A 21,017-nucleotide genomic window follows, 5' to 3' on the forward strand; every position below is an offset into this window, starting at 1 on the left:
AGCTTATGCTTACAGGTAAAGTGGCATTGGTTACAGGAGCTTCACGCGGCATCGGCCGGGCAATCGCTCTGTCGCTGGCGGATGCCGGCGCGGACGTGGCTGTCAACTATGCAGGAAGCGAAGCGGCTGCAGCAGAAACGGTGCAGCAAATCGAATCGATGGGACGTAAAGCAATCAAGGTAAAAGCGAACGTCGGCTCGGTTCAAGAGGTCGAGGATATGTTTAAGCATGTTTTGGAGACGTTTGGCCGGATCGACATTTTGATCAACAACGCGGGCATTACGCGCGATAACCTGATCATGCGCATGAAAGAGGAAGAATTCGATCAAGTCATCGAAACGAATCTGAAGGGCGTATTTAACTGCCTCAAGGCGGCAAGCCGCCCCATGATGAAGCAGCGTTTCGGGCGCATCATCAATATTTCGTCCGTTGTCGGCGCGCTTGGCAATGCCGGACAAACCAACTATGTGGCAGCTAAGGCCGGGGTTATCGGTATGACGAAATCGGCGGCTAAGGAGCTTGCTTCCCGTGGAATTACGGTGAACTGTGTGGCTCCCGGATTTATTGAAACGGATATGACCGACAAACTGTCAGGCGAGATGAGAGAGCAGCTGCTGAAGCAAATCCCGCTTGCCCGTCTGGGACAGCCGGAGGATATCGCCAAGGCGGTACGTTTCTTGGCTTCCGAAGACTCCTCGTACATGACCGGTCAAACGATCCATGTCGATGGAGGCATGTATATGTAATCCTTCCCGGGGCAACAACTAGACAGTGCGCCTTTTGGGATCGATATGCATAGGCTACTGAGGGCCAAGGATATGGTGTTCAATTGTTTTTTTCTGCGTCACAAAGGTGACTATGGCAATTTGTCCATAAGTTAAGTATAATACCAAAGAGGAGGTGAACCGGATGTCCGATGTAATGGATCGTGTAAAACGCATCGTAGTGGACCGTCTCGGTGTTGATGAGGCGGAAGTGTCGCTTGAAGCATCTTTTAAAGATGATTTAGGTGCCGATTCTCTCGATGTTGTAGAATTGGTTATGGAATTGGAAGATGAGTTTGATATGGAAATCTCTGATGAAGATGCAGAGAAAATTACTACTGTAGGTCAAGTAGTTGAGTACATAAAATCTCATACCTAAGCGTTGTAAGTCCCGTTTCTTTTAGTGACGGGACTTATCTCCATTCCAAACGGTTTTATCTTTCAAGTTATTCAAGAAGAAATAAATAACGAAAGTTATTTTTAATAGAGGTGGGTTAAAGTGAAACAAAGAGTCGTTATTACGGGTCTCGGCGTGATGTCCTCGCTCGGGCGCGATCTTGAAACCTTTTGGGCAAGCCTGCTCGCCGGCAAGTCCGGAGTGAGCCCGATTGAATCCTTCGACGTAAGAGAATATCCTACGCGCATTGCTGCCGAAATTAAAGACTTTAATCCTGAGGAATACTTCGATAAGAAGGAAGCCCGCCGGATGGACCGCTTCGTACAGTTTGCCGTGGCGGCCTCTTTGATGGCATTGAAAGACTCGGGACTGAATATTAAGGAACAAACTGACCCGGAGCGCGTAGGTGTTTATGTGGGTTCCGGTATTGGCGGTCTGTCCACTTGGGAAGAGCAGCATAAAATACTGCTTGAAAAAGGGCCGAAACGGGTGAGTCCTTTCTTTATTCCAATGATGATCGCGAATATGGCTTCGGGCCAAATTTCCATGATGACAGGAGCCAAGGGTCCGAACAGCACGGCGGTGACCGCCTGTGCTACGGGTACGCATTCCATTGGCGACGCCTTCAAGAAGATCCAGTATGGCGACGCGGATGTGATGATTTGCGGCGGTGCGGAAGCAACGATCAGCCCGACCGGCGTAGCCGGCTTTTGTGCATTGCGCGCGATGTCAACACGTAATGACGAGCCGGAGAAGGCGAGCCGCCCGTTTGATACCGGACGCGACGGCTTCGTGATGGGGGAAGGCGCAGGTATCCTCATCCTCGAATCGCTAGAGCATGCAACACAGCGCGGCGCTCGGATTTACGGCGAGGTGATTGGCTACGGAATGAGTGGGGATGCCCACCACATGACGGATCCCGATCCAGACGGCGCAGCCCGCTGTATGGTCAAAGCGATCCAAGACGCAGGCATCCCGTTTGAGGCCATCGATTACATTAACGCGCATGGCACCTCGACACCGGTAGGTGACAAATCCGAGACTACGGCCGTAAAGAAAGCGTTCGGCGATCACGCCTATAAGCTGGCGGTGAGCTCGACCAAGTCGATGACAGGTCATCTTCTCGGCGCTGCGGGCGGGGTGGAAGCACTCATCTGTGCGCTTGCATTGAAGCATGGAACCATCCCGCCAACGATCAATCTGGAGGATCAAGATCCGGAATGTGATTTGGATTATGTGCCGAATGTTCCGCGTCAAGCAGATCTTCATGTGGTCATGTCCAACTCGTTCGGCTTTGGTGGACATAACGCCACTCTTATATTAAAGAAATTCGAAGCATAATGGACTCACGCGGTTGTCCATACTAAACTATTGTTTCGTGGAACTTGTTGTTCGTTCCACGAAATCATCCGCTCACACGAAGGTGATAAGACATGCATCGCAACCTGAAGCAGCTTCAATCGGAACTGCACTTGCCTTTTAAGAATCCCGATCTTCTTCGGCAGGCATTTACGCATTCCTCTTACGTGAACGAACACCGCGTAGGTCAATACAAGGATAATGAACGTTTGGAGTTTTTGGGGGATGCTGTTCTGGAACTGACGGTGTCGGAGTACTTGTTTGAGAAGTATCCCGATCGTCCGGAAGGGGAACTCACCAAATTGAGAGCTTCAATCGTTTGCGAGCCATCGCTTGTCGGCTTTGCCGAACAGCTCGATTTCGGATCTTATGTGCTGCTCGGCAAAGGAGAAGAGCTGACCGGCGGAAGAACCCGTCCGGCATTGCTTGCAGATGTGTTCGAGTCATTTATCGGCTCATTGTATCTGGATCAGGGCTTGGAAACGGTAAGGGCGTTTTTGCAAAAGCATATGTTTCCTCATCTGCCTCAGCAAGGAAAATTGCTGACGGCCGATTTCAAAACGTATTTGCAGGAGCATACGCAGCAGCATAACATGGGTCCGCTGGAATATAAAATCGTAGACGAGCGGGGACCAGCTCACGAGCGGGAATTTGTCGCGGAGGTTTACCTTCACGATCAGCTGCTCGGTCAAGGAACGGGGCGTTCCAAAAAGGAAGCGGAACAGCAAGCGGCGGCGGAGGCACTAACCACGCTAAAGGTAAAGGTTCAGAAGCCATAAAGGAAATGCGAGCGTAAGTGGCGGCCGATCAACGGGTCGTCGCTCTTTTTTTGTTCGTTTAGACCGCGGTATCTACTAAGGCAGGGGAATATGATACAATAGCCGTAAGAGGTGAGCCAATTTGTTTTTGAGACGTATCGAGCTTTCGGGCTTTAAATCGTTTGCGGACCGGACCGAGTTGGAGTTCGTACAGGGCATAACCGCAGTGGTAGGCCCTAACGGCAGCGGGAAGAGTAATATCTCCGACGGCATTCGTTGGGTGCTGGGGGAGCAGAGTGCAAGGTCGCTCCGCGGAGGCAAAATGGAAGACATCATTTTTGCCGGCAGCGACGCCCGCAAAGCGGTCAATTACGGGGAAGTATCGCTAACGCTGGACAATGCCAGCCAATCGCTGCCTCTAGAATATAATGAAGTGACGGTGACCCGGAGAGTCCATCGAAGCGGTGAGAGCGAGTACCTCATAAATAAGCAGCCTTGCCGGCTGAAGGATATTACAGAGCTGTTCATGGATACAGGGATCGGGAAGGAAGCTTATTCGATCATCGGACAAGGACGGATCGAGGAAATATTGAGTACGAAGTCGGAGGATCGCCGGGGTATATTTGAGGAAGCTTCGGGGATTGTGAAATATAAATCGCGTAAGAAAGAAACAGAAAAAAAACTGCAGGAAACCGAGCAAAATTTGTTGCGGATCCATGACCTCGTAACAGAGCTGGAGGACCAATTGGACCCTCTGCGCATCCAATCGGAGAAGGCTGTTCGATTCAAGGAGCTAAAGGAGCAGTTGAAATCCAGTGAAATCGCGATGTATGTGTACCAAATCGAGCAGATTTATGCAACATGGACCGAAACGAATGCCCAGCTCGAAGAGCTGCGTCAAGCTCAGCTGGAGCTCTCGGGTTATGTAAGTGTGCACGATGCCCAGCTCGAGACCGATCGCTTGGAAACGAGACAGCTGGAGGAAAGCATCGAGCAGCTTCAGGAGCATCTGCTGCAGCTCAGCGAAGATTTCGAGAAGTGCGAAGGTCATGGAGAAGTATTGAAGGAGCGTAAAAAGAATTACGCGGCCAACAGGAATCAGCTCGAGCTCACTGTTCGGCAGCAAGAACAGCGGCTTCTGGATAAAGAAGCGGAAATCGCCGGGCTGCGGGACAAGCTCGAGGTGATTGCAGGGCGCCTTTCCGAAACAGAGGCAAAACTGAAGGCGGAGGAAGACCGTTTGCTTGGGGTTACCGGGGGGCTCAGCAGTGCTGAAGAAGACCGGCTCAAGAGCGAGCTGCTAGAGGTGCTGAACGATGCCGCAAATGCACGCAACGAAGCGCGCTATGCTGAACAGCAGCTTGAGACGCTAACCCGCCGGATGGACCGGCTGGGTGACGAGCACCGGAAGTGGGCTGAGCAGCAAAAGAGCATTACGGAGCGCAAGGCGAAGCTGGAACAACGGCTGCAGGAGGCTGTCGATGGGATAGCCGAGGTGCGTAACCGGTATTTGGAACTGAGTCAAGGACTTAAGGCAAAGCAGGCCTTGTCGGAAGAGGCCCAGGCGACCGTGCGTAAATGGGAGCAAAAGCTGGATGCTATGGTGTCCCGGCGCGATACGATGCGTGAGATGGCTAACGATTACGACGGGTTTATGCACGGCGTTAAAGAGGTGCTGAAGGCGAAGAACCGCAGCGATTTGCGCGGCATTCATGGTGCTGTCGCCGAGCTAGTGATGGTACCTGCGCATATAGAGCTAGCGGTGGAGACGGCGCTAGGGGGCGCACTTCAGCATATCGTTGTGGATAACGAGGTGAACGGGCGGGAAGCGATAGCTTTCCTCAAGCGCCGTCAGCTTGGCCGTGCTACGTTCCTACCTCTTGATGTGATCCGGGGACGATCAATTTCGGAAAGCGAACAACGTCAGGTGCAAGGAATGGAAGGGTTTGTCGGAATTGCGGTCGATTTGGTGCAGTTCGACGAGCCTTATCGTCAGATTGCCGGCAGCTTGTTGGGCAATGTCATTATCGCGCAGTCGCTGGAGGTGGCCAACCGGATCGCGGCAAGAGTGCAGTACCGCTATCGCGTTGTGACGCTGGAAGGCGACGTCGTTAATCCCGGGGGGTCGATGTCCGGAGGAAGCCAGCAAAAGAAAACGACAAGTTTGCTTAGCCGACAGCGTCAGATCGAGGACATGGACAAGGAGATTGCTCAGTCCGAGTCGCAGCTTCGGAACCTGCGCGAGAAAGCGGAACAGATGCGTCGCGAGATTGGAGAAGCGTCCAAAGAGCTGGATGAGCTTCGCGCGCTTGGCGAGAGCCGCCGGATTGAAGAACAGCAGGTTCGGGCTATGCTGGAACCGCTGAAGAATGAGGCGAAGCAGGTGACTGAGCAGCTTGCGCTGTATGGCGAAGACGGACAGTCGCTAACAGAAGAGCGAACTGAGCTAGAGAAGCGCCGGGTTGTCGCGCTGGAGACGCTGGAGCGACTGCAGGGCGAGGAGGCGGCGATGCAGAAAGCCATTCGCGAGGCGGAAATCCATCGGAAGGCGAGTGAATCTGCGAAGGAAGAGCTGCAGACGCAGTTGACCGATCTCAAGGTAACCGTGGCTTCCCAATCGCAGGAAAAGCAGTCGCTGCAGGAGCAGGATCGCCGTTTGCGGATGGAGCGCGAAGCGCTGAAAGCGGAGCTTGAGGCCAATCGGAAGCTGCGGCATCAGCTGGAGTCGGACATGGCGAACCACGACCAGGAAAGCGTGCTTCAAATCGAGCAGTTGAACGATTTGAAGCTGAGGAAGCAGTTGTGCGCCGAGCAGCTGGATATGAAGCGTGCAGAGCGCGCGGGGTGGATCGCCAAGCTGGAAGCGGAAGAAAGCAAAACCAAGGAGCAGCGGACGAAGCTTCGTCAAGTGGAGGAGCAGCTGCACCAGACGGAAGTACGCGTGAACCGTTTGGACGTGGAGCTGGAGAATCTGCTCAAAAAGCTGTCGGAGGACTACGAGTTAAGCTACGAGTTGGCCAAGGTACGTTATCCGGTTCCGGAGGATGTACTCGGCACGCAGAACAAAGTTCGCGAGCTGAAACGCGAAATCGCCATTCTAGGCGAGGTGAATCTCGGCGCGATCGAAGAGCATCAGCGCGTCAATGAGCGCTATCAATTTCTGTCTGAGCAGAAGAACGATCTTGTGGAAGCAAAAACTGCACTGTATATGGTAATTCGCGAGATGGATGAAGAGATGGGAAAACGGTTCCGATTGACCTTCGATGCGATTCGTTCGCACTTCGTCGTTGTCTTTGCGAAGCTGTTCGGTGGCGGCCGGGCGGATCTTATCTTGTCCGAGCCTGATAACCTGCTTGACACAGGCATCGAGATCGTAGCGCAGCCTCCAGGCAAAAAGCTGCAAAATCTGCAGCTGCTTTCCGGCGGTGAGCGTGCGCTGACCGCCATCGCACTGCTGTTCTCCATCATTCGCGTCAAGCCGGTGCCGTTCTGCGTGCTGGATGAAGTGGAAGCGGCGCTGGATGAAGCCAACGTCGCGCGCTTTGCCGAGTATTTGCGGGAGTTTTCGCAGCAAACGCAATTTATCGTCGTTACACATCGCAAAGGGACGATGGAGGAAGCGGACGTGCTGTACGGCGTCACGATGGAGGAAGGCGGCGTCTCCAAGCTCGTTTCCGTTCGTTTAGAGGAAGATGAGGCAATCATGGAGGCTGGCTGACGCTTGAGCTGGCAGATTCGGACTGACCTATAGTCCATATTGAACATAAAGGCAGGTGCTCAGAAGTGAGCTTTTTCAAACGGTTAAAAGAAACGATTTCGACCAAAACAGAAGTAGTAACCAATAAATTTAAAGAAGGTTTGGCGAAAACGAGGGATGTGTTCGTTGAGCGGGTGGAGGATTTGTTCTCGCGCCGCAAAAAAATCGACGAGGACTTCTATGAGGAGCTTGAGGAAATTTTGATCGGCGCCGATGTGGGCGTGAACACAGTGCTGAAGCTGATCGATGATCTGCGCAGCGAGGTTCGCAAACGTAAAATCGAGAGCCCCAGCGAGCTTCAGCCGATTCTGTCTGAAATGCTCATTGCGCTCCTGAAGGGCAACGAGCAGGCGGAGCTCAAGATGGCAGACAGCGGGCTAACGGTCATCTTGTTTGTCGGCGTGAACGGCGTGGGTAAAACGACCACGATCGGCAAAATGGCACATATGCTGAAGTTGCAAGGCAAAAAGGTGCTTCTTGCGGCTGGCGACACCTTCCGGGCAGGCGCAATCGAGCAGCTGGAGGAATGGGGGCGCCGAGTCGGCGTGGACGTCATTAAACAGCAGGCGGGCTCCGATCCGGCTGCAGTCATGTTCGATGCGCTGCAGGCCGCCAAATCACGTGGCGTGGACGTGCTGCTTTGCGATACGGCCGGACGGCTTCAAAACAAAGTCAACCTGATGGAGGAGTTGAACAAGATTTATCGCGTTATTCGCCGCGAAGTGCCGGAAGCGCCGCATGAAGTGCTGCTGGTGTTGGATGCCACGACGGGCCAGAATGCCATGACCCAGGCGAAGTTATTCGACGAGAAATCAGGGCTCAGCGGTCTTGTGCTCACGAAGCTGGACGGAACGGCCAAAGGCGGGATCGTCGTGGCGATCCGTCAAGAGCTGAAGCTGCCAGTCAAATTCGTCGGTCTAGGTGAGAAGATGGACGACCTGCAGCCGTTCGATTCCGATCAATTCGTACATGCTTTGTTCAGCAAATGGATCGCTGAATCGGACAAGGACCAGGAACAGGCGGAGAGTTGAGTCTTTGCATTACAGGTAGTGCAGGCGGCTCTCCATATCCCGTCCTGTAAGGCGTTTGTGCTGACAAGGACAAATGCTTGACAACGATCTGCGAATTCAGTATGATAAGTGAAGTTGCTTTGCTGTAAAGTGTTTTACCTTAACGGAGGTGAGGCACGAATGACGGAGGAAACCGTCCTTTCGAAGACGACCCGGATCAATTTGCTGTTCGATTTCTACGAACGGCTGCTGACGGAAAAGCAGCAAATATTTTTGAAGCATTACTTTCATGATGATTATTCGCTTGGGGAGATTGCGGCGGAATTCAGCATTAGCCGCCAAGCGGTATACGAACATATTAAACGGGCCGAATCCGTGCTGGAGGATTGTGAATCGAAGCTGCAGTTGCTCGCCAAACACGAGGAGCGACGGAAGCTTCTCCAGCAGCTTGAGCTTGTAGTCCAAGAGTTGTCCGCGCCGAAACAAGCGGAAGCGAAGGCTATAACGGAACGCCTGTATGAACTAGACTAAAATTCCCTTCGGAAGGTGGTAACGCCCTATGGCATTCGAAGGATTATCCAGCCGTCTGCAAAGCGTGTTCAGTAAGCTTAAAGGAAAGGGCAAGCTTACGGAGGACGATGTTAACGAAGCGCTGCGCGAAGTACGCCTTGCGCTTTTGGAAGCGGATGTGAACTTCAAGGTCGTCAAAGATTTCGTCGCGAAGGTGAAGGAACGGGCGATCGGACAAGAAGTTCTTCAGAGCTTCACACCAGGGATGGTCGTTGTAGACATCGTAAACAAGGAACTTGCCGCCTTAATGGGCGGAACGCAGAGCAAGCTTGCGCGCGCAACCAAGCCGCCGACCGTTATCATGATGGCGGGTCTGCAGGGCGCCGGGAAAACGACGACATCCGGTAAGCTCGCCAAGATGCTGCTTCAGCAAAATCATAGGCCGCTGCTCGCGGCGGCGGACATTTATCGTCCCGCAGCCATTAAGCAGCTGCAGGTGCTTGGGGAACAGCTCAAAATCCCGGTATTCGCCCTCGGGGACAAAGTAAGTCCGGTGGATATCGCCAAGCAGGCGTTGCAGCATGCGAAAGACCACAATAACGATTATTTGATCATCGATACCGCCGGCCGACTGCATATTGACGAAAACTTGATGGACGAGTTGAAGCAAATTATCGAAGCCGTGAGCCCGAACGAAATTTTGCTGGTCGTCGATGCAATGACTGGACAAGATGCCGTCAATGTGGCGGAAAGTTTCCACAAGCAGTTGGAGCTTACCGGTGTCGTACTGACAAAGCTTGACGGCGACACGCGAGGCGGTGCCGCGCTGTCCGTCAAAGCGGTCACGGGTTGCCCGATCAAGTTCGCCGCGATGGGCGAGAAGATGGATGCGCTCGAGCCGTTCCATCCGGAACGGATGGCTTCCCGGATTCTCGGCATGGGCGATATGCTTACGCTGATTGAGAAGGCGCAAGCGAGCATTGATGCCGACAAAGCCAAGGAGATGGAACGCAAGCTTCGTACAGCGGAGTTTACGTTCGACGATTTCCTTGATCAAATGGAGCAAGTGAAAAAGCTGGGTCCACTCGATCAGCTTCTCGACATGCTGCCTGGCGCAGGCAAGATGAAGGGTATGAAGGACATTAAGGTGGACGACCGCCAAATGTCCCGCGTTGCAGCCATCGTCAAATCGATGACGAAGGAAGAACGGCAAAACCCGGATCTGCTGAACCCGAGCCGACGTAAGCGTTTGGCTGCGGGCAGCGGTAACTCGATTCAAGACGTCAACCGGTTCATCAAGCAGTTTGACGACATGCGCAAGATGATGAAGCAGTTCTCCGGTATGATGGGACCCAAAGGGTCCAAGCAGATGAAACAGCTCAAAAAGCTTGGTCGCGGGATGAAATTCCCGTTCTAGAATGAATAGCTTTTACTCTATTGGGGAGGTGATATGCATGGCAACTCGTATTCGTCTGAAGCGTATGGGCGCTCACAAAGCTCCTTTTTACCGCGTAGTGGTTTCGGATTCCCGTTCTCCACGTGACGGTCGCTTTATCGAAGAAATTGGCACATACAATCCGGTGGCTCAACCAGCTATCGTGAATATTGACGAGGAAAAAGCACTAAAATGGCTTCAAACTGGTGCTCAAGCTTCCGATACTGTTCGCAGCTTGTTCAGCAAAGCTGGAATTATGACTAAGTTTCACGAATCCAAACTGCAGAAGTAATCTGTAAGATTCGGAGGGTACGATGAAGGGTCTTATTACCGTTATCGCTAAGGCGTTGGTGGATCATCCCGAAGAAGTACGCGTGAATACGGTGGAAGATGAACGGGCTATTACGTTCGAGCTGTCCGTTCACCCGGACGATGTCGGGAAAGTGATCGGCAAGCAGGGACGTATTGCCAAAGCGCTTCGCACCGTGGTCACATCCGCTGCAGTGAAGGAACCCAAACGGGTTTCGGTTGAAATTGTGTCGTAATGGGAATGATGAGAGTTAGGAGCTGGCTCCTAACTCTTTTCTTCTATTTATAAAGTAAAGCTCTGGAGGTAACGATGAGCGAAAAGTTATATACGGTTGGCAAAATTGTAAATACACACGGTATTCGCGGTGAGCTCAAGATTGTGCTGCAAACCGATTTTCCGGAAGAACGGTTTACCAAAGGCGGCAAACTCGTGTTTTTTAACCCTGAGCAAGGCAGCACCTTTCCGGTGACCGTAGAATCGTCGCGGTTTCATAAAAATATGATCGTCGCCCGATTCCAAGGCTTCAACGACATCAATGAAGTCGAGAAGTATAAAGGCTGGCTGTTGAAGGTCGAGGAGCAGTATTTATCCGAGCTGGAGGACGAGGAGTTTTACTACCATGAGATCATCGGATGCCGCGTCTATACGGAGGAAGGGGAGGAGCTGGGAACCATCAGTGATATTTTATCTCCCGGCGCTAACGATGTATGGGTGGTTGAGCGTTCTAAAGGCAAACCGCTGCTGCTTCCTTACATAGATGATGTAGTCTTGAGCGTAGACGTGGAGCAAAAACGAGTGATGGTACGTCTGATGGAAGGTCTGCTGGATCTATGAAAATCGACGTGCTGACACTGTTTCCGGAAATGTTTGAGGGGGTATTTTCCTCCAGTATTTTAGGCAAGGCTCGGGAAAAAGGCCTGGTTGAGCTCGGTACGGTCAATTTCCGGGATTATGCGAACAACAAGCATAATACCGTGGACGATTACCCGTATGGCGGGGGTGGTGGTATGGTGCTGAAGCCGGAGCCGATCTTTGCTGCGGTGGAGGAGCTTACTGCAGGCCTTGTGAAGCGTCCCCGCGTGATTCTAATGTGTCCCCAAGGCGAGCCCTTCACGCAGAAGAAAGCGGAGGAGCTTTCGGGCGAAAAGCATCTCATTTTTATTTGCGGCCATTATGAAGGCTATGACGAACGGATTCGGGAGCACCTGGTGACCGACGAGCTCTCGATAGGCGATTATGTGCTGACGGGAGGCGAGCTGCCGGCCATGGTGGTCATTGACAGCGTGGCGCGCCTTCTTCCGGGTGTTCTGGGCAACGAGACGTCGGCTGTCACTGACTCGTTCAGCACTGGACTGCTGGAATATCCCCATTATACCCGACCGGCCAAATTTCGTGAGTGGGAGGTGCCGGACGTTCTGATCTCCGGACATCACCGCAACATTGAGGATTGGCGCCGGAAGCAGTCCCTGCTGCGTACGTTGGGGAAGCGTCCCGACTTGTTGGGGCAAGTTACGCTGACCGAGAAAGAGCGCCGTTGGCTGCAGGACAAGAAGTCGGAAGCCGGGAAGCGCCCTGAAGGCATGGAGTGACGGGTTTGGTCAGAAGATGTTTATATCAAAACACAAATATCCTATTATTTGTATTTTTGATAAAAATATGTTATACTACATATATCTAAAGAAACGTGCGGAAGAACCGCCTTATGTCATGCTTGGTTTGCATGCGTAAGGCGGTTTTTTGTGTTTGTTAGGCAGCTCCGAGCAACAGCAATCGCACGTTAACATGATACAGATAAGGGGAAGAATCATGTTTCGGAAAAAATGGAGAAAGAAAATGCAGTACTGGTTGAAGGAATTGAAAATTCCGATGAGGAGGCACATATGTCCAAGCTTGTGGTAGCGGTGCTTATGGCGGTATTACTCACAGGAGCGACACTTTATGTCATTGGAGCACAGATCGTACCAGCTACGGGCTCGGCGGGAAACCAGACAAGAGTGCAAATCAATAACGCTTTTCAATGAATAAGAAGGGGGTTGGAAATAGAATGGGGAGATTAGTGGAAGTCAGCCCCGTCAACGTATGGTCGGGGGAGACTGAAATATTTGCAGCAGGAATCAGGGTTGGGCCGGTGGTAAGAGCGAGGGCGGCGAGCTTGACCGGCACCACAGTAGCTGATGTCAAGCTGACGAATGGCAGTGTAACGGCTGAGGCTCTGTAAGTATGAGTAAGCTGATTATTACGTGTTTGAGCGTTGTTTTAATCCTCGGCATATGTATCACTATTTTTCGACCGCCAGGAGGTCAAGGCATTAGAGAGCAAATCAGAGACGGCCATGTGAGGATTTCGGAGAATATCCGCAGCTTTGATTATGTAACGAATTGATGGTGAATGAATGATGACAAGAGGGGCTTCGATCATACGGGACGAGGAGGGAATGGCTAATGTTCTTGTGACTTTATTCATTATACCGATTATTTTGTTCTTATCCTTTGCCATCGTCCCTATTTTCGTTTATGTCATGAAAGGAAATCATTTGAATACGATCGCCAATCACGGCTTGAAGGAAGCGGAAGCCATAGGGTATCTGAGCCCTCTTATTGAGGAGAATATGAATACCAGATTAGCCGCATTGGGAATGGGGCCGGTTAAAGTGGATGGCACCTTATACCCCTCTTACGCAGGTAGCAGCAGTTCGAAGGTCTTTCGGGATATGTCTGACCCAACGGTTACATTGGTTCTGAAATATCCCGCTCCCGGCTTATCCAGGATGCTGAATGCCGTGGGAGGCGAAGGCGATAGGGCAGAACACGATGGCTTTTACTATTTGGTGCTGTACGGTAAGAGCGAAGCTTATGAATAATTCATTATAAAATGATTAGAAAAGCTTATTTTTGCAGATCCTTTTGTTGAGTTTCTCTTTTATTTATGTTATGATACATAACGTTGTGGCATTTTGCTTGAATACGGTGGTCCTCTGCTCGTGACAATGAAGAATTCCTACATCTGATGAGGCGGCAAGAACACCTGTGTGGAAGGAGGGAGTCATCCATGAATTTGATCCAAGAGATTACGAAGGAACAGCTTCGCAGCGACATTCCGAGCTTTCGTCCAGGCGACACGTTAAAAGTGCACGTTAAGGTTATCGAGGGTACGCGTGAGCGGATTCAGTTGTTCGAAGGTGTTGTAATTAAGCGCCGCGGCGGCGGAATCAGCGAAACGTTCACAGTAAGAAAAATTTCTTACGGTGTCGGCGTTGAAAGAACGTTCCCGATTAACACTCCAAAGATCGACAAGATTGAAGTGGCTCGCCGTGGTAAAGTCCGTCGCGCGAAGCTCTACTATCTTCGCGGTCTGCGCGGTAAAGCAGCTAGAATTCAAGAAATCCGATAAGAACAAGAGGGGCTTGCGAACCAAGCTCCTTTTCGTTTTTTCACTTAATTGGCGAAAGGGCAGGAAAGCATATGGAGCAGGATCAGACAGTTGAAAAAGCGAATCCGATCAAAAACGAAGCTTGGGAATGGATCAAAGCGCTGCTGATTGCAGCCGCTCTCGTGTTTTTTATACGCTGGCTCGTTTTCGCCCCGTTCATTGTGGAAGGACCTTCGATGGAGCCGAATTTTCACACCGGGGAGAGGCTCATCGTCAACAAGTTCATTTACAAATTCGATAAGCCGGAACGCGGGGAAGTTCTTGTGTTCCATGCTACTGAAGACAAGGATTACATAAAGCGAGTGGTTGCTCTGCCGGGTGAGAAAGTGCGGGTAGAAGGCGATCAGGTATTTGTTAACGGAGAACCGCTAGACGAGCCGTACCTGAAGCAGGCTTTGGATGAAGCGGCCGAAGAGGGGAAACCCTATAACACAAGAAATTATCCGGAGCATACAGTAGCGGAAGGCAGTGTATTCGTGATGGGGGACAATCGGTCCAATAGCTCGGATAGCCGGGACAGTACTGTAGGCTTTGTTAAATACGAACAAATCGTCGGACGCGCCGATTTGATTTTCTGGCCGTTTGATAAAATAAGTCTGGTCCATTTCTAGACCGGAAGATAGATTAAAGAGATGTAAAGTTGAGGTGACCTACCAATGACAATCCAATGGTTTCCGGGTCACATGACACGGGCGCGGCGGCAAATTCAGGATAAGCTGAAGCTGATCGATCTGGCAATCGAGCTGCTGGATGCGCGTATTCCTTTGTCCAGCCGTAACCCGATGATTGATGAGATTTTGCTAAATAAGCCCCGGTTGGTGCTGCTGAATAAAAGCGATCTGGCAGATCCGGCAGTGACGAAGCAGTGGATCGATTATTTTGCGGGGCAGGGACTTCGGGCGCTTCCGATCGATTCTGTCCAGGGCAACCCGGTGAAAGAGATCATGCAGCGGAGCAAAGAGCTTATGGCACACAAAATCGAAGCGCAGCAGCGCAAGGGAATCAACCCACGTGCGATTCGCGCTTTGATCGTAGGCATTCCGAACGTCGGTAAATCGACATTGATCAATCGCATGGCGGGCCGTAAAATAGCGGCCACCGGAGATAAGCCGGGGGTAACGAAAGGCCAGCAGTGGATCAAAGTTGGAACGGAGATGGAACTGCTGGATACGCCGGGCATTTTGTGGCCCAAGTTTGAAGACCAAACGGTCGGTTTACGGTTAGCAGCCACGGGAGCGATCAAAGAGGAAATTTTGCATCCGGAAGAGATTGCGTTTTTTGCCGTACGTTATTTGGCCGGGCATTACGGGGAAGCCGTAAAGGAACGGTTTGGCGTAGATGAACTGCCGGAAGACGTCGATGACACGGATACGATCGTTAAGCTTATGGAGGCGATTGGCCGAAAGCGCGGCGCATTAATGAGCGGCGGAAGAGTAGACTTGGAGAAAGCGTCTCTCACCATTTTACGTGAGCTCCGAGCAGGGAAGCTTGGAAGGATTAGCATGGAAACTCCGGATGAAATCACTGTGAGTACGTAATAAGCATGAAGTGGGACTGCCGTGTGCAGTAGCCGCTTCTTTTTTTCATCCATTGACTCCTAATGCAAAATGGTCGGTCTTTCACGGGCGGACGATTCTTATGATAATTGATCATCCCTATCCAACGATAAAAAGCGTTCAAGTAGATTATTTTGATGCCCCTATGTGGATGCTCCGAATGCCTGGAACTTCGATCGCACCGCTTCATATTTACGAGGGGAGCTTTAAATACGCAAACAAATGGTACTTTCTTTCTTATAAAAAAAGGGAACCTCTTGTCATACTCGAATTGGAGGGACACGAAAAATATACATATGTTATCTTTCAAATTGATCACCCCACAGAGGTTGCCTCGGCATTGCGCAAACGGATAAGAGAGTTAGATTAGGCGTCCCCCATGCAGATTTTTTTGTCAGGGGAGTATTTGCGTAAAATGACTGGATGAGTTTGGTAACTCACCTTAGGGGATAGGCAACCTGTGCCGGGTAAGGTATAATGTTACATCATGGCAGAATGTACAACAATTGCAGGTGAAATGTATGCTGGAATACGAACGTGAATTATGGCAGCAGGGGAAACTTTGTATCGCCGGGGTGGATGAGGTCGGGCGCGGGTGCTTGTTCGGGGATGTGGTTGCTGCAGCGGTCATTCTACCTCAAGGGCTTGTGCTTGAGGAAGTGAACGATTCCAAGAAACTAAGCGAAAAAAAACGGGAGACTCTGTATGAGATCATCGTGGAGGAGGCTCTCGCCATTGGAGTCGGTATTGTCGATGTAGCTACGATCGAACGGATAAATATTAAGCAGGCAGCCCGGCTAGCGATGAAAGTAGCTGTGGAAAAACTTGCTTTGGCTCCTGATGTGCTGTTGGTGGATGCGGAAAAAGTCGATGTATCCATAGAGCAGCTTGCGATTATCCATGGGGACGCGCTGAGTCAATCGATCGCAGCGGCCTCGATTATTGCGAAAGTGACACGAGACCGGATGTGCTTCCAGTGGGATGTGGAGTATCCGGAATACGGGATCGCTATACATAAAGGATATGCAACGAAAAAGCATCGTGAGGCCATTCTGGAGTATGGACCTTCGCCGCTGCACCGAAAAACATTCCTTAAAAAGATCGTGCATGAGCAGCAGCAGCTGTTGTTTTAGTGAAATGACGGTTGCATGTTGCCGATATAAAGAGTAACCGGAAAGATGAAGCCGGCAGGGAACGTGAGATACGTGCCCGAGCCGGCTTTGTTTTCGTAATGCGTTCATTATATGTATGTACGAAAGGAGGGCGGCAGCCATGAATATCAGCGGGATGATCCGAGGCCTGATCGGAGAGACGCAGATGTCGGAGCCGAGGGCGCTTGAGCTAAAACCAGGACAGGTTGTTAAAGGAAAGGTAGTGCAGCTCCTGTCCGATCAGGAGGCGATGGTTCAAATCAACGGCGTGAAGGTACGGGCGCAGTTGGAAACTCCTCTAAGGCAAGGGGAAGTGACCATGCTTCAAGTTCAGCCCGAATCCTCTGGAGGTCAAGTGACACTGAAGCCGATGCAGTCGTCATCGGTGCAGATTGCAGACGTGTCGCTCGGAGATGTGTTGAAAGGGGTAGGGCTCCAAGATACACCGGCGAATCGGCAGTTGGTTCAACTGCTGCATCAAGCGGGTGTAGCACTAACCAAGGAAAATGTAAGTTCGTTCGTGCAGCTGCAATCGGGCATGCCGTCGCAGATGCCGCCGGAAGACTGGGTACCAACGGCCGTCATTGCTTTTCAAAAAGGTCTTCCGTTAACGCCGGAGTCGGTTGCTTCCTTACGGCAGGCTATGCAGGGTCCCCCTTTCCATAAAGCATTGGAAAATATAAGCTTGTTGGTACGGCAGGAACTGGATGGTGAGACGGAGTATTCTCCGCAAACCCGTGCGCTGCTGGAAGGCGTGCGTCAGCTGGTGCAGCAAGTGCGTGATACGGCCGGACAGCTGCTCGGCAAGGCGGCTGACGGCAGCACAGCAGGCCCAGTTGCGCAGCAGGCGTCGTCGGCGCAGGGCGCGGGCGGCAGCGGTGCGGTAGCAGGAGCGCAGCAGGCGTCGGTGACGCAGGGCGCAAGCAGCAGCGGAGCGGGAGCAGTAGCGCAGCAGGCGTCGTCGGCGCAGGGCGCGGGCAGCGGCGGTGCAGGCGCAGTAGCGCAGCAGGCGTCGTCGGCGCAGGGCGCGGGCAGCGGCGGTGCAGGCGCAGTAGCGCAGCAGGCGTCGTCGGCGCAGGGCGCGGGCAGCGGCGGTGCAGGCGCAGTAGCGCAGCAGGCGTCGTCGGCGCAGGGCGCGGACAGCGGCGGTGCAGGCGCAGTAGCGCAGCAGGCGTCGTCGGCGCAGGGCGCGGGCAGCGGCGGTGCCGGCGCAGTAGCGCAGCAGGCGTCGGTGACGCAGGGCGCGGGCGGCAGCGGTGCAGGCGCAGTAGCGCAGCAGGCGTCGGTGACGCAGGGCGCGGGCGGCAGCGGTGCCGGCGCAGTAGCGCAGCAGGCGTCGGTGACGCAGGGCGCGGGCGGCAACGGTGCAGGCGCAGGAACGCAGCAGGCGTCGTCGGCGCAGGGCGCGGGCAGCAGCGGTGCGTTAGCAGGAGCGCAGCCCCCTGCCGATTCGGTGCCGGTACAGTCTTCGTCGGATCAGCAAGAAGGAGGCCAGCTGCTGGGGCGGTTGATGAAGGCGTTGGGGATGGATCATGAACATCAAGCTATTAAGCAGCTTGAACGGACTGTGCAGGAGCAGCAGCTGAATGTCGGTTCATTATCCACGGGTTCGCAAGGGGAGGCGGCAAAGGCGGCTGATTCGCTGAAAAGCGTGCTGATGCAGCTTTCCCAAGCGAATGATGCGCCTCAAAGCTTGAAGGACGTAGCACAGCAGGCGGTTCAACAAATTACTGGTCAGCAGCTGCTGCTTAGTCAAGATCGAAGCGCCATGTTCTCACATGTGACTTTGTTTGTGCCTTTGATCCATGCGAACGGAGAGCAGACCGCGGCCATTCACATTCAGTCCCGCAGGGGGAAGAATGGCAGCTTGGACGAGAGTAACTGTCGGCTTGTTTTTGATTTGCGGATGAAGGCACTGGGAGATACCATGGTGGATGTTCAAGTCGTTAACCGCATCGTCAGCTTACATGTTCACAATGATCTGACTTTCACTCGGGAGCTATTGGAGGCGAACAAAGACGATATAACCCAAGGACTGAATTCCATCGGTTACCAATTTATTTCAATGAAATGCAGCCCCTATCCTTCTAAGACAACGGAAGCTTTGGAATCCTCCGAAGCGCCGGGTTCGCCAACAAGGGAAGGCAATCTTCAATCCGTTTACACGCAGCAACGTTATAAGGGTGTGGATATTCGCGTATGACCCAGAAGCCACAAGGAATCAAGAAGGCGGTTGCTTTAAAATATGCTCCTGAAACCTCGGCGGCACCTAAGCTGATTGCCAAGGGGAAGGGGAAAATTGCCGAGTCCATCATGGCGAAAGCCAAGGAAAACGATGTGCCGATTCAAGAGGACCCTTCTCTCGTGGAGGTGCTGTCGAAGCTGGATTTGGATCAAGAAATACCACCGGAGCTTTACAAACTCGTTGCGGAGGTTTTGAGCTTCATCTACCGTTCCGACCAGAAGGCCAAACAATGGAGGAGGGAAGGCAATTGACTGATTCCCGGCTAAAACGTAAAGAGCTAGGTGCCCTTGGCGAAGCAGCGGCTGAACAGCGGCTGAACCAGCAGGGATTTCGGCTGCTTGCACGAAATTGGCGATGCAGGACCGGAGAGATCGATATTATAGCGATGGACGGTGAAATATTGGTATTTGTTGAAGTGCGTACCCGCAGCGGAAGAGGAGTATTTGGGACGCCTCAAGAATCGGTGAATGTCCGAAAGCAGCGGCAAATTGTTGAGACGTCGCAGGTATACTTACATCAGGAGCGGCAGTACGACCGTCAGATCCGTTATGATGTTATTGCCGTGCAAACGGACCCGACAGGAGCTGTATTGCATATTGAAGAGATCCGCAACGCTTTTTAACCAAAGAGCGTGAGCGGATTTATTTTTTTGTCCAAAGCACGGTATTGCAGTGCCTCTGCGACATGCTCGAACTGGACCTCATGTTGCCCTTCCAAATCAGCGATGGTGCGGGCGATTTTTAAAATGCGGTCATGAGCTCGTACGCTTAAGCCCAATACCTCGAAGGAACGCTCCAGCAGCTTAGCCGTCGGATTGTCGATACGAACGTGTTCCCGGAGCATTCTACCGCTTAGCTCACTATTAAACAGAAAACCGGAATCAGTGTACCTTTGTAGCTGCATTTGATGCGCGTTCTCTACTATGGTGCGCATCTCGGCTGAAGTCATTTGCTTTTGATCAGGGACGATATGCTTATACTCAATACGGGGAACCTCTATATGAAGGTCTATACGGTCGAGCAGCGGACCAGATATTTTAGAACGATAATGAGTCACCTTCACAGGAGTGCATATGCAGCCTTGATGCTCGGTTTCGGCCCCCCAATAACCACATGGACAAGGATTCATGGAGCATGCCAGCAAAAAATGTGCAGGGAACTTGTACACGGCCCGTGCCCGGCCAATCGTGACCTCACGGTCTTCCATTGGCTGACGAAGCACTTCCAGAGCCACTCTTGAGAACTCGGGCAGCTCGTCTAGAAAAAGGACGCCTCGATGAGCCAGACTTACTTCCCCCGGCTTGGGAATTCCCCCTCCTCCTATTAATCCGGCCGCAGAAATGGTATGGTGCGGCATACGAAACGGGCGATCGCGGACTAATTGCCTCCGATCCGCAAATTTTCCGGATGCGCTGTAGATTCTGGTCACATCTAGTGATTCCTGCTCGTTCATGGCTGGCATGATGGTTGGAAGACGCTTGGCTAACATCGTTTTGCCTGTTCCAGGAGGTCCAATGAGCATGATATTGTGCATCCCTGCGGCACAGATCATCACCGCACGTTTGACATGCTGCTGCCCGAATACATCGGCGTAGTCCTCTTGGGTGGAAGCGGATTTTGGATGTAATAAATGGACGGAATGATTTATGTGATTTGCTGGAGGTTCCGGATACGAGGACTCCATGTCCCCCCCTCTTTTTGAATCGAAGACCAGCTCACCCAAATGCCTGATGCCGACAACCTCACAGCCTTGAAACCAATGGGCCTCTTCCGAGTTGACTGCGGGCAAAACAACTCGAGTGATCCCATGTTCTTTAGCAGTGGCTATCATAGATAAAACCCCGGGGATCGCCCTGACCGAACCGTCTAAGGCAAGTTCGCCAATCAGCAGCGTGTTTATAATTCGATCCTGTCGAATCTGTCCGCTTGTTGCGAGAATTCCGGCGGCAATCGCCAAATCAAAGGCAGACCCTTCTTTACGTACATCCGCTGGCGCCAAATTAACGGTGATGCGCTGAAGTGGAAAGGTAAAACCGCAGTTTTTAATGGCGGCGCGTACCCGTTCCATGGATTCTTTAATCGCGCTGTCGGGCAAGCCGACAATATTCATTTGAGGCAATCCATTGCTTAAATCGACTTCGACTTCCACCAATTTACCGTCTATGCCGTGCAAGCACGCGCTGACTACTTTTCCATACATAAAAACACCTTCCCCATGAGTTTCATGGCCAAAGGTGCTTCCTTATCCGCACATGTATTTAATTCTATTGTAGTTCATTTACAGATATTAGGCAATAAATCTAAACTTTTTACCCTTATCTGGGTTACTTTACTGAT

Annotated in this window: 23 protein-coding genes and 1 pseudogene; 23 read left to right on the forward strand and 1 reads right to left on the reverse strand. The window is 52.1% G+C overall.

What is annotated here, in order from left to right:
- Positions 1-5: 5 nt before the first annotated feature.
- The 23 genes and pseudogenes from fabG (at position 6) to JOE45_RS02420 (ending at position 19,303) form a co-directional block, all read left to right on the forward strand.
- Complete coding sequence (fabG, locus tag JOE45_RS02315; RefSeq protein WP_210021722.1) at positions 6-746, forward strand: 3-oxoacyl-[acyl-carrier-protein] reductase; 741 nt, start codon at positions 6-8, stop codon at positions 744-746.
- A 163-nt stretch (positions 747-909) separates the two neighbouring features.
- On the forward strand, positions 910-1,143 hold the full coding sequence (gene acpP, locus JOE45_RS02320; protein ID WP_210021721.1) for an acyl carrier protein: 234 nt from the start codon (positions 910-912) through the stop codon (positions 1,141-1,143).
- 120 nt (positions 1,144-1,263) lie between these two features.
- Positions 1,264-2,502, forward strand: coding sequence for a beta-ketoacyl-ACP synthase II (fabF, locus tag JOE45_RS02325; RefSeq protein WP_210021720.1), 1,239 nt, complete (start codon positions 1,264-1,266; stop codon positions 2,500-2,502).
- 92 nt (positions 2,503-2,594) lie between these two features.
- Positions 2,595-3,299: a ribonuclease III gene (rnc, locus tag JOE45_RS02330; protein WP_210021719.1), complete on the forward strand. Its 705-nt coding sequence runs from the start codon at positions 2,595-2,597 to the stop codon at positions 3,297-3,299.
- 121 nt (positions 3,300-3,420) lie between these two features.
- Positions 3,421-6,996: a chromosome segregation protein SMC gene (gene smc, locus JOE45_RS02335; protein WP_210021718.1), complete on the forward strand. Its 3,576-nt coding sequence runs from the start codon at positions 3,421-3,423 to the stop codon at positions 6,994-6,996.
- A gap of 65 nt (positions 6,997-7,061) precedes the next feature.
- Positions 7,062-8,066, forward strand: a complete 1,005-nt coding sequence (ftsY, locus tag JOE45_RS02340) for a signal recognition particle-docking protein FtsY (protein WP_210021717.1) — start codon at positions 7,062-7,064, stop codon at positions 8,064-8,066.
- Between the two features lie 159 nt (positions 8,067-8,225).
- The gene (locus JOE45_RS02345; RefSeq protein ID WP_210021716.1) at positions 8,226-8,576 is read left to right on the forward strand and encodes a putative DNA-binding protein; all 351 of its coding nucleotides are present in this window, start codon (positions 8,226-8,228) and stop codon (positions 8,574-8,576) included.
- Positions 8,577-8,604: 28 nt separating this feature from the next.
- Entirely contained in the window at positions 8,605-9,972 is a 1,368-nt protein-coding gene (gene ffh, locus JOE45_RS02350; protein WP_210021715.1) for a signal recognition particle protein, read from the forward strand.
- A gap of 37 nt (positions 9,973-10,009) precedes the next feature.
- The gene (rpsP, locus tag JOE45_RS02355; RefSeq protein WP_159886997.1) at positions 10,010-10,282 is read left to right on the forward strand and encodes a 30S ribosomal protein S16; all 273 of its coding nucleotides are present in this window, start codon (positions 10,010-10,012) and stop codon (positions 10,280-10,282) included.
- Positions 10,283-10,304: 22 nt separating this feature from the next.
- The gene (locus JOE45_RS02360) at positions 10,305-10,535 is read left to right on the forward strand and encodes a KH domain-containing protein (protein WP_210021714.1); all 231 of its coding nucleotides are present in this window, start codon (positions 10,305-10,307) and stop codon (positions 10,533-10,535) included.
- A gap of 74 nt (positions 10,536-10,609) precedes the next feature.
- Entirely contained in the window at positions 10,610-11,134 is a 525-nt protein-coding gene (rimM, locus tag JOE45_RS02365; protein ID WP_210021713.1) for a ribosome maturation factor RimM, read from the forward strand.
- The gene (trmD, locus tag JOE45_RS02370; protein ID WP_210021712.1) at positions 11,131-11,889 is read left to right on the forward strand and encodes a tRNA (guanosine(37)-N1)-methyltransferase TrmD; all 759 of its coding nucleotides are present in this window, start codon (positions 11,131-11,133) and stop codon (positions 11,887-11,889) included. Before rimM ends, trmD begins: the two co-directional genes overlap by 4 nt.
- Positions 11,890-12,180: 291 nt before the next feature.
- Positions 12,181-12,321, forward strand: a complete 141-nt coding sequence (locus JOE45_RS02375; protein ID WP_210021711.1) for a hypothetical protein — start codon at positions 12,181-12,183, stop codon at positions 12,319-12,321.
- Positions 12,322-12,344: 23 nt separating this feature from the next.
- Complete coding sequence (locus JOE45_RS02380; RefSeq protein WP_210021710.1) at positions 12,345-12,518, forward strand: hypothetical protein; 174 nt, start codon at positions 12,345-12,347, stop codon at positions 12,516-12,518.
- Between the two features lie 216 nt (positions 12,519-12,734).
- Positions 12,735-13,160: a hypothetical protein gene (locus JOE45_RS02385; protein ID WP_245246546.1), complete on the forward strand. Its 426-nt coding sequence runs from the start codon at positions 12,735-12,737 to the stop codon at positions 13,158-13,160.
- A gap of 188 nt (positions 13,161-13,348) precedes the next feature.
- Complete coding sequence (gene rplS, locus JOE45_RS02390; RefSeq protein WP_210021709.1) at positions 13,349-13,690, forward strand: 50S ribosomal protein L19; 342 nt, start codon at positions 13,349-13,351, stop codon at positions 13,688-13,690.
- Positions 13,691-13,761: 71 nt separating this feature from the next.
- Positions 13,762-14,340: a signal peptidase I gene (gene lepB / locus JOE45_RS02395; protein WP_210021708.1), complete on the forward strand. Its 579-nt coding sequence runs from the start codon at positions 13,762-13,764 to the stop codon at positions 14,338-14,340.
- 45 nt (positions 14,341-14,385) lie between these two features.
- Entirely contained in the window at positions 14,386-15,267 is an 882-nt protein-coding gene (ylqF, locus tag JOE45_RS02400) for a ribosome biogenesis GTPase YlqF (protein WP_210021707.1), read from the forward strand.
- A gap of 115 nt (positions 15,268-15,382) precedes the next feature.
- Positions 15,383-15,655: pseudogene (locus JOE45_RS23320) on the forward strand (hypothetical protein); the annotation flags it as partial.
- A gap of 88 nt (positions 15,656-15,743) precedes the next feature.
- Positions 15,744-16,418: a ribonuclease HII gene (locus JOE45_RS02405; RefSeq protein ID WP_210023456.1), complete on the forward strand. Its 675-nt coding sequence runs from the start codon at positions 15,744-15,746 to the stop codon at positions 16,416-16,418.
- A 139-nt stretch (positions 16,419-16,557) separates the two neighbouring features.
- The gene (locus tag JOE45_RS02410; protein WP_210021706.1) at positions 16,558-18,639 is read left to right on the forward strand and encodes a hypothetical protein; all 2,082 of its coding nucleotides are present in this window, start codon (positions 16,558-16,560) and stop codon (positions 18,637-18,639) included.
- Positions 18,636-18,932: an EscU/YscU/HrcU family type III secretion system export apparatus switch protein gene (locus JOE45_RS02415; protein WP_210021705.1), complete on the forward strand. Its 297-nt coding sequence runs from the start codon at positions 18,636-18,638 to the stop codon at positions 18,930-18,932. Before JOE45_RS02410 ends, JOE45_RS02415 begins: the two co-directional genes overlap by 4 nt.
- Positions 18,929-19,303, forward strand: a complete 375-nt coding sequence (locus tag JOE45_RS02420; RefSeq protein ID WP_348632463.1) for a YraN family protein — start codon at positions 18,929-18,931, stop codon at positions 19,301-19,303. The genes JOE45_RS02415 and JOE45_RS02420 overlap by 4 nt, the downstream gene beginning before the upstream one ends.
- Here the strand turns inward: JOE45_RS02420 and JOE45_RS02425 are convergent.
- On the reverse strand, positions 19,300-20,880 hold the full coding sequence (locus JOE45_RS02425) for a YifB family Mg chelatase-like AAA ATPase (RefSeq protein WP_210021703.1): 1,581 nt from the start codon (positions 20,878-20,880) through the stop codon (positions 19,300-19,302). The two genes, JOE45_RS02420 and JOE45_RS02425, sit on opposite strands and share 4 nt — an antisense overlap.
- Between the last annotated feature and the right edge of the window lie 137 nt (positions 20,881-21,017).

Source organism: Paenibacillus sp. PvR098, from assembly GCF_017833255.1.
Classification (GTDB): Bacteria; Bacillota; Bacilli; order Paenibacillales; family NBRC-103111; genus Paenibacillus_G.

Coding starts and splice junctions, on each gene's coding strand:
- fabG (WP_210021722.1), top strand. CDS start 6: ATGCTTACAGGTAAAGTGGCATTGGTTACAGGAGCTTCACGCGGCATC.
- acpP (WP_210021721.1), top strand. CDS start 910: ATGTCCGATGTAATGGATCGTGTAAAACGCATCGTAGTGGACCGTCTC.
- rnc (WP_210021719.1), top strand. CDS start 2,595: ATGCATCGCAACCTGAAGCAGCTTCAATCGGAACTGCACTTGCCTTTT.
- JOE45_RS02345 (WP_210021716.1), top strand. CDS start 8,226: ATGACGGAGGAAACCGTCCTTTCGAAGACGACCCGGATCAATTTGCTG.
- ffh (WP_210021715.1), top strand. CDS start 8,605: ATGGCATTCGAAGGATTATCCAGCCGTCTGCAAAGCGTGTTCAGTAAG.
- rpsP (WP_159886997.1), top strand. CDS start 10,010: ATGGCAACTCGTATTCGTCTGAAGCGTATGGGCGCTCACAAAGCTCCT.
- JOE45_RS02360 (WP_210021714.1), top strand. CDS start 10,305: ATGAAGGGTCTTATTACCGTTATCGCTAAGGCGTTGGTGGATCATCCC.
- rimM (WP_210021713.1), top strand. CDS start 10,610: ATGAGCGAAAAGTTATATACGGTTGGCAAAATTGTAAATACACACGGT.
- trmD (WP_210021712.1), top strand. CDS start 11,131: ATGAAAATCGACGTGCTGACACTGTTTCCGGAAATGTTTGAGGGGGTA.
- JOE45_RS02375 (WP_210021711.1), top strand. CDS start 12,181: ATGTCCAAGCTTGTGGTAGCGGTGCTTATGGCGGTATTACTCACAGGA.
- JOE45_RS02380 (WP_210021710.1), top strand. CDS start 12,345: ATGGGGAGATTAGTGGAAGTCAGCCCCGTCAACGTATGGTCGGGGGAG.
- JOE45_RS02385 (WP_245246546.1), top strand. CDS start 12,735: ATGGCTAATGTTCTTGTGACTTTATTCATTATACCGATTATTTTGTTC.
- rplS (WP_210021709.1), top strand. CDS start 13,349: ATGAATTTGATCCAAGAGATTACGAAGGAACAGCTTCGCAGCGACATT.
- lepB (WP_210021708.1), top strand. CDS start 13,762: ATGGAGCAGGATCAGACAGTTGAAAAAGCGAATCCGATCAAAAACGAA.
- ylqF (WP_210021707.1), top strand. CDS start 14,386: ATGACAATCCAATGGTTTCCGGGTCACATGACACGGGCGCGGCGGCAA.
- JOE45_RS02410 (WP_210021706.1), top strand. CDS start 16,558: ATGAATATCAGCGGGATGATCCGAGGCCTGATCGGAGAGACGCAGATG.
- JOE45_RS02415 (WP_210021705.1), top strand. CDS start 18,636: ATGACCCAGAAGCCACAAGGAATCAAGAAGGCGGTTGCTTTAAAATAT.
- JOE45_RS02425 (WP_210021703.1), bottom strand. CDS start 20,880: ATGTATGGAAAAGTAGTCAGCGCGTGCTTGCACGGCATAGACGGTAAA.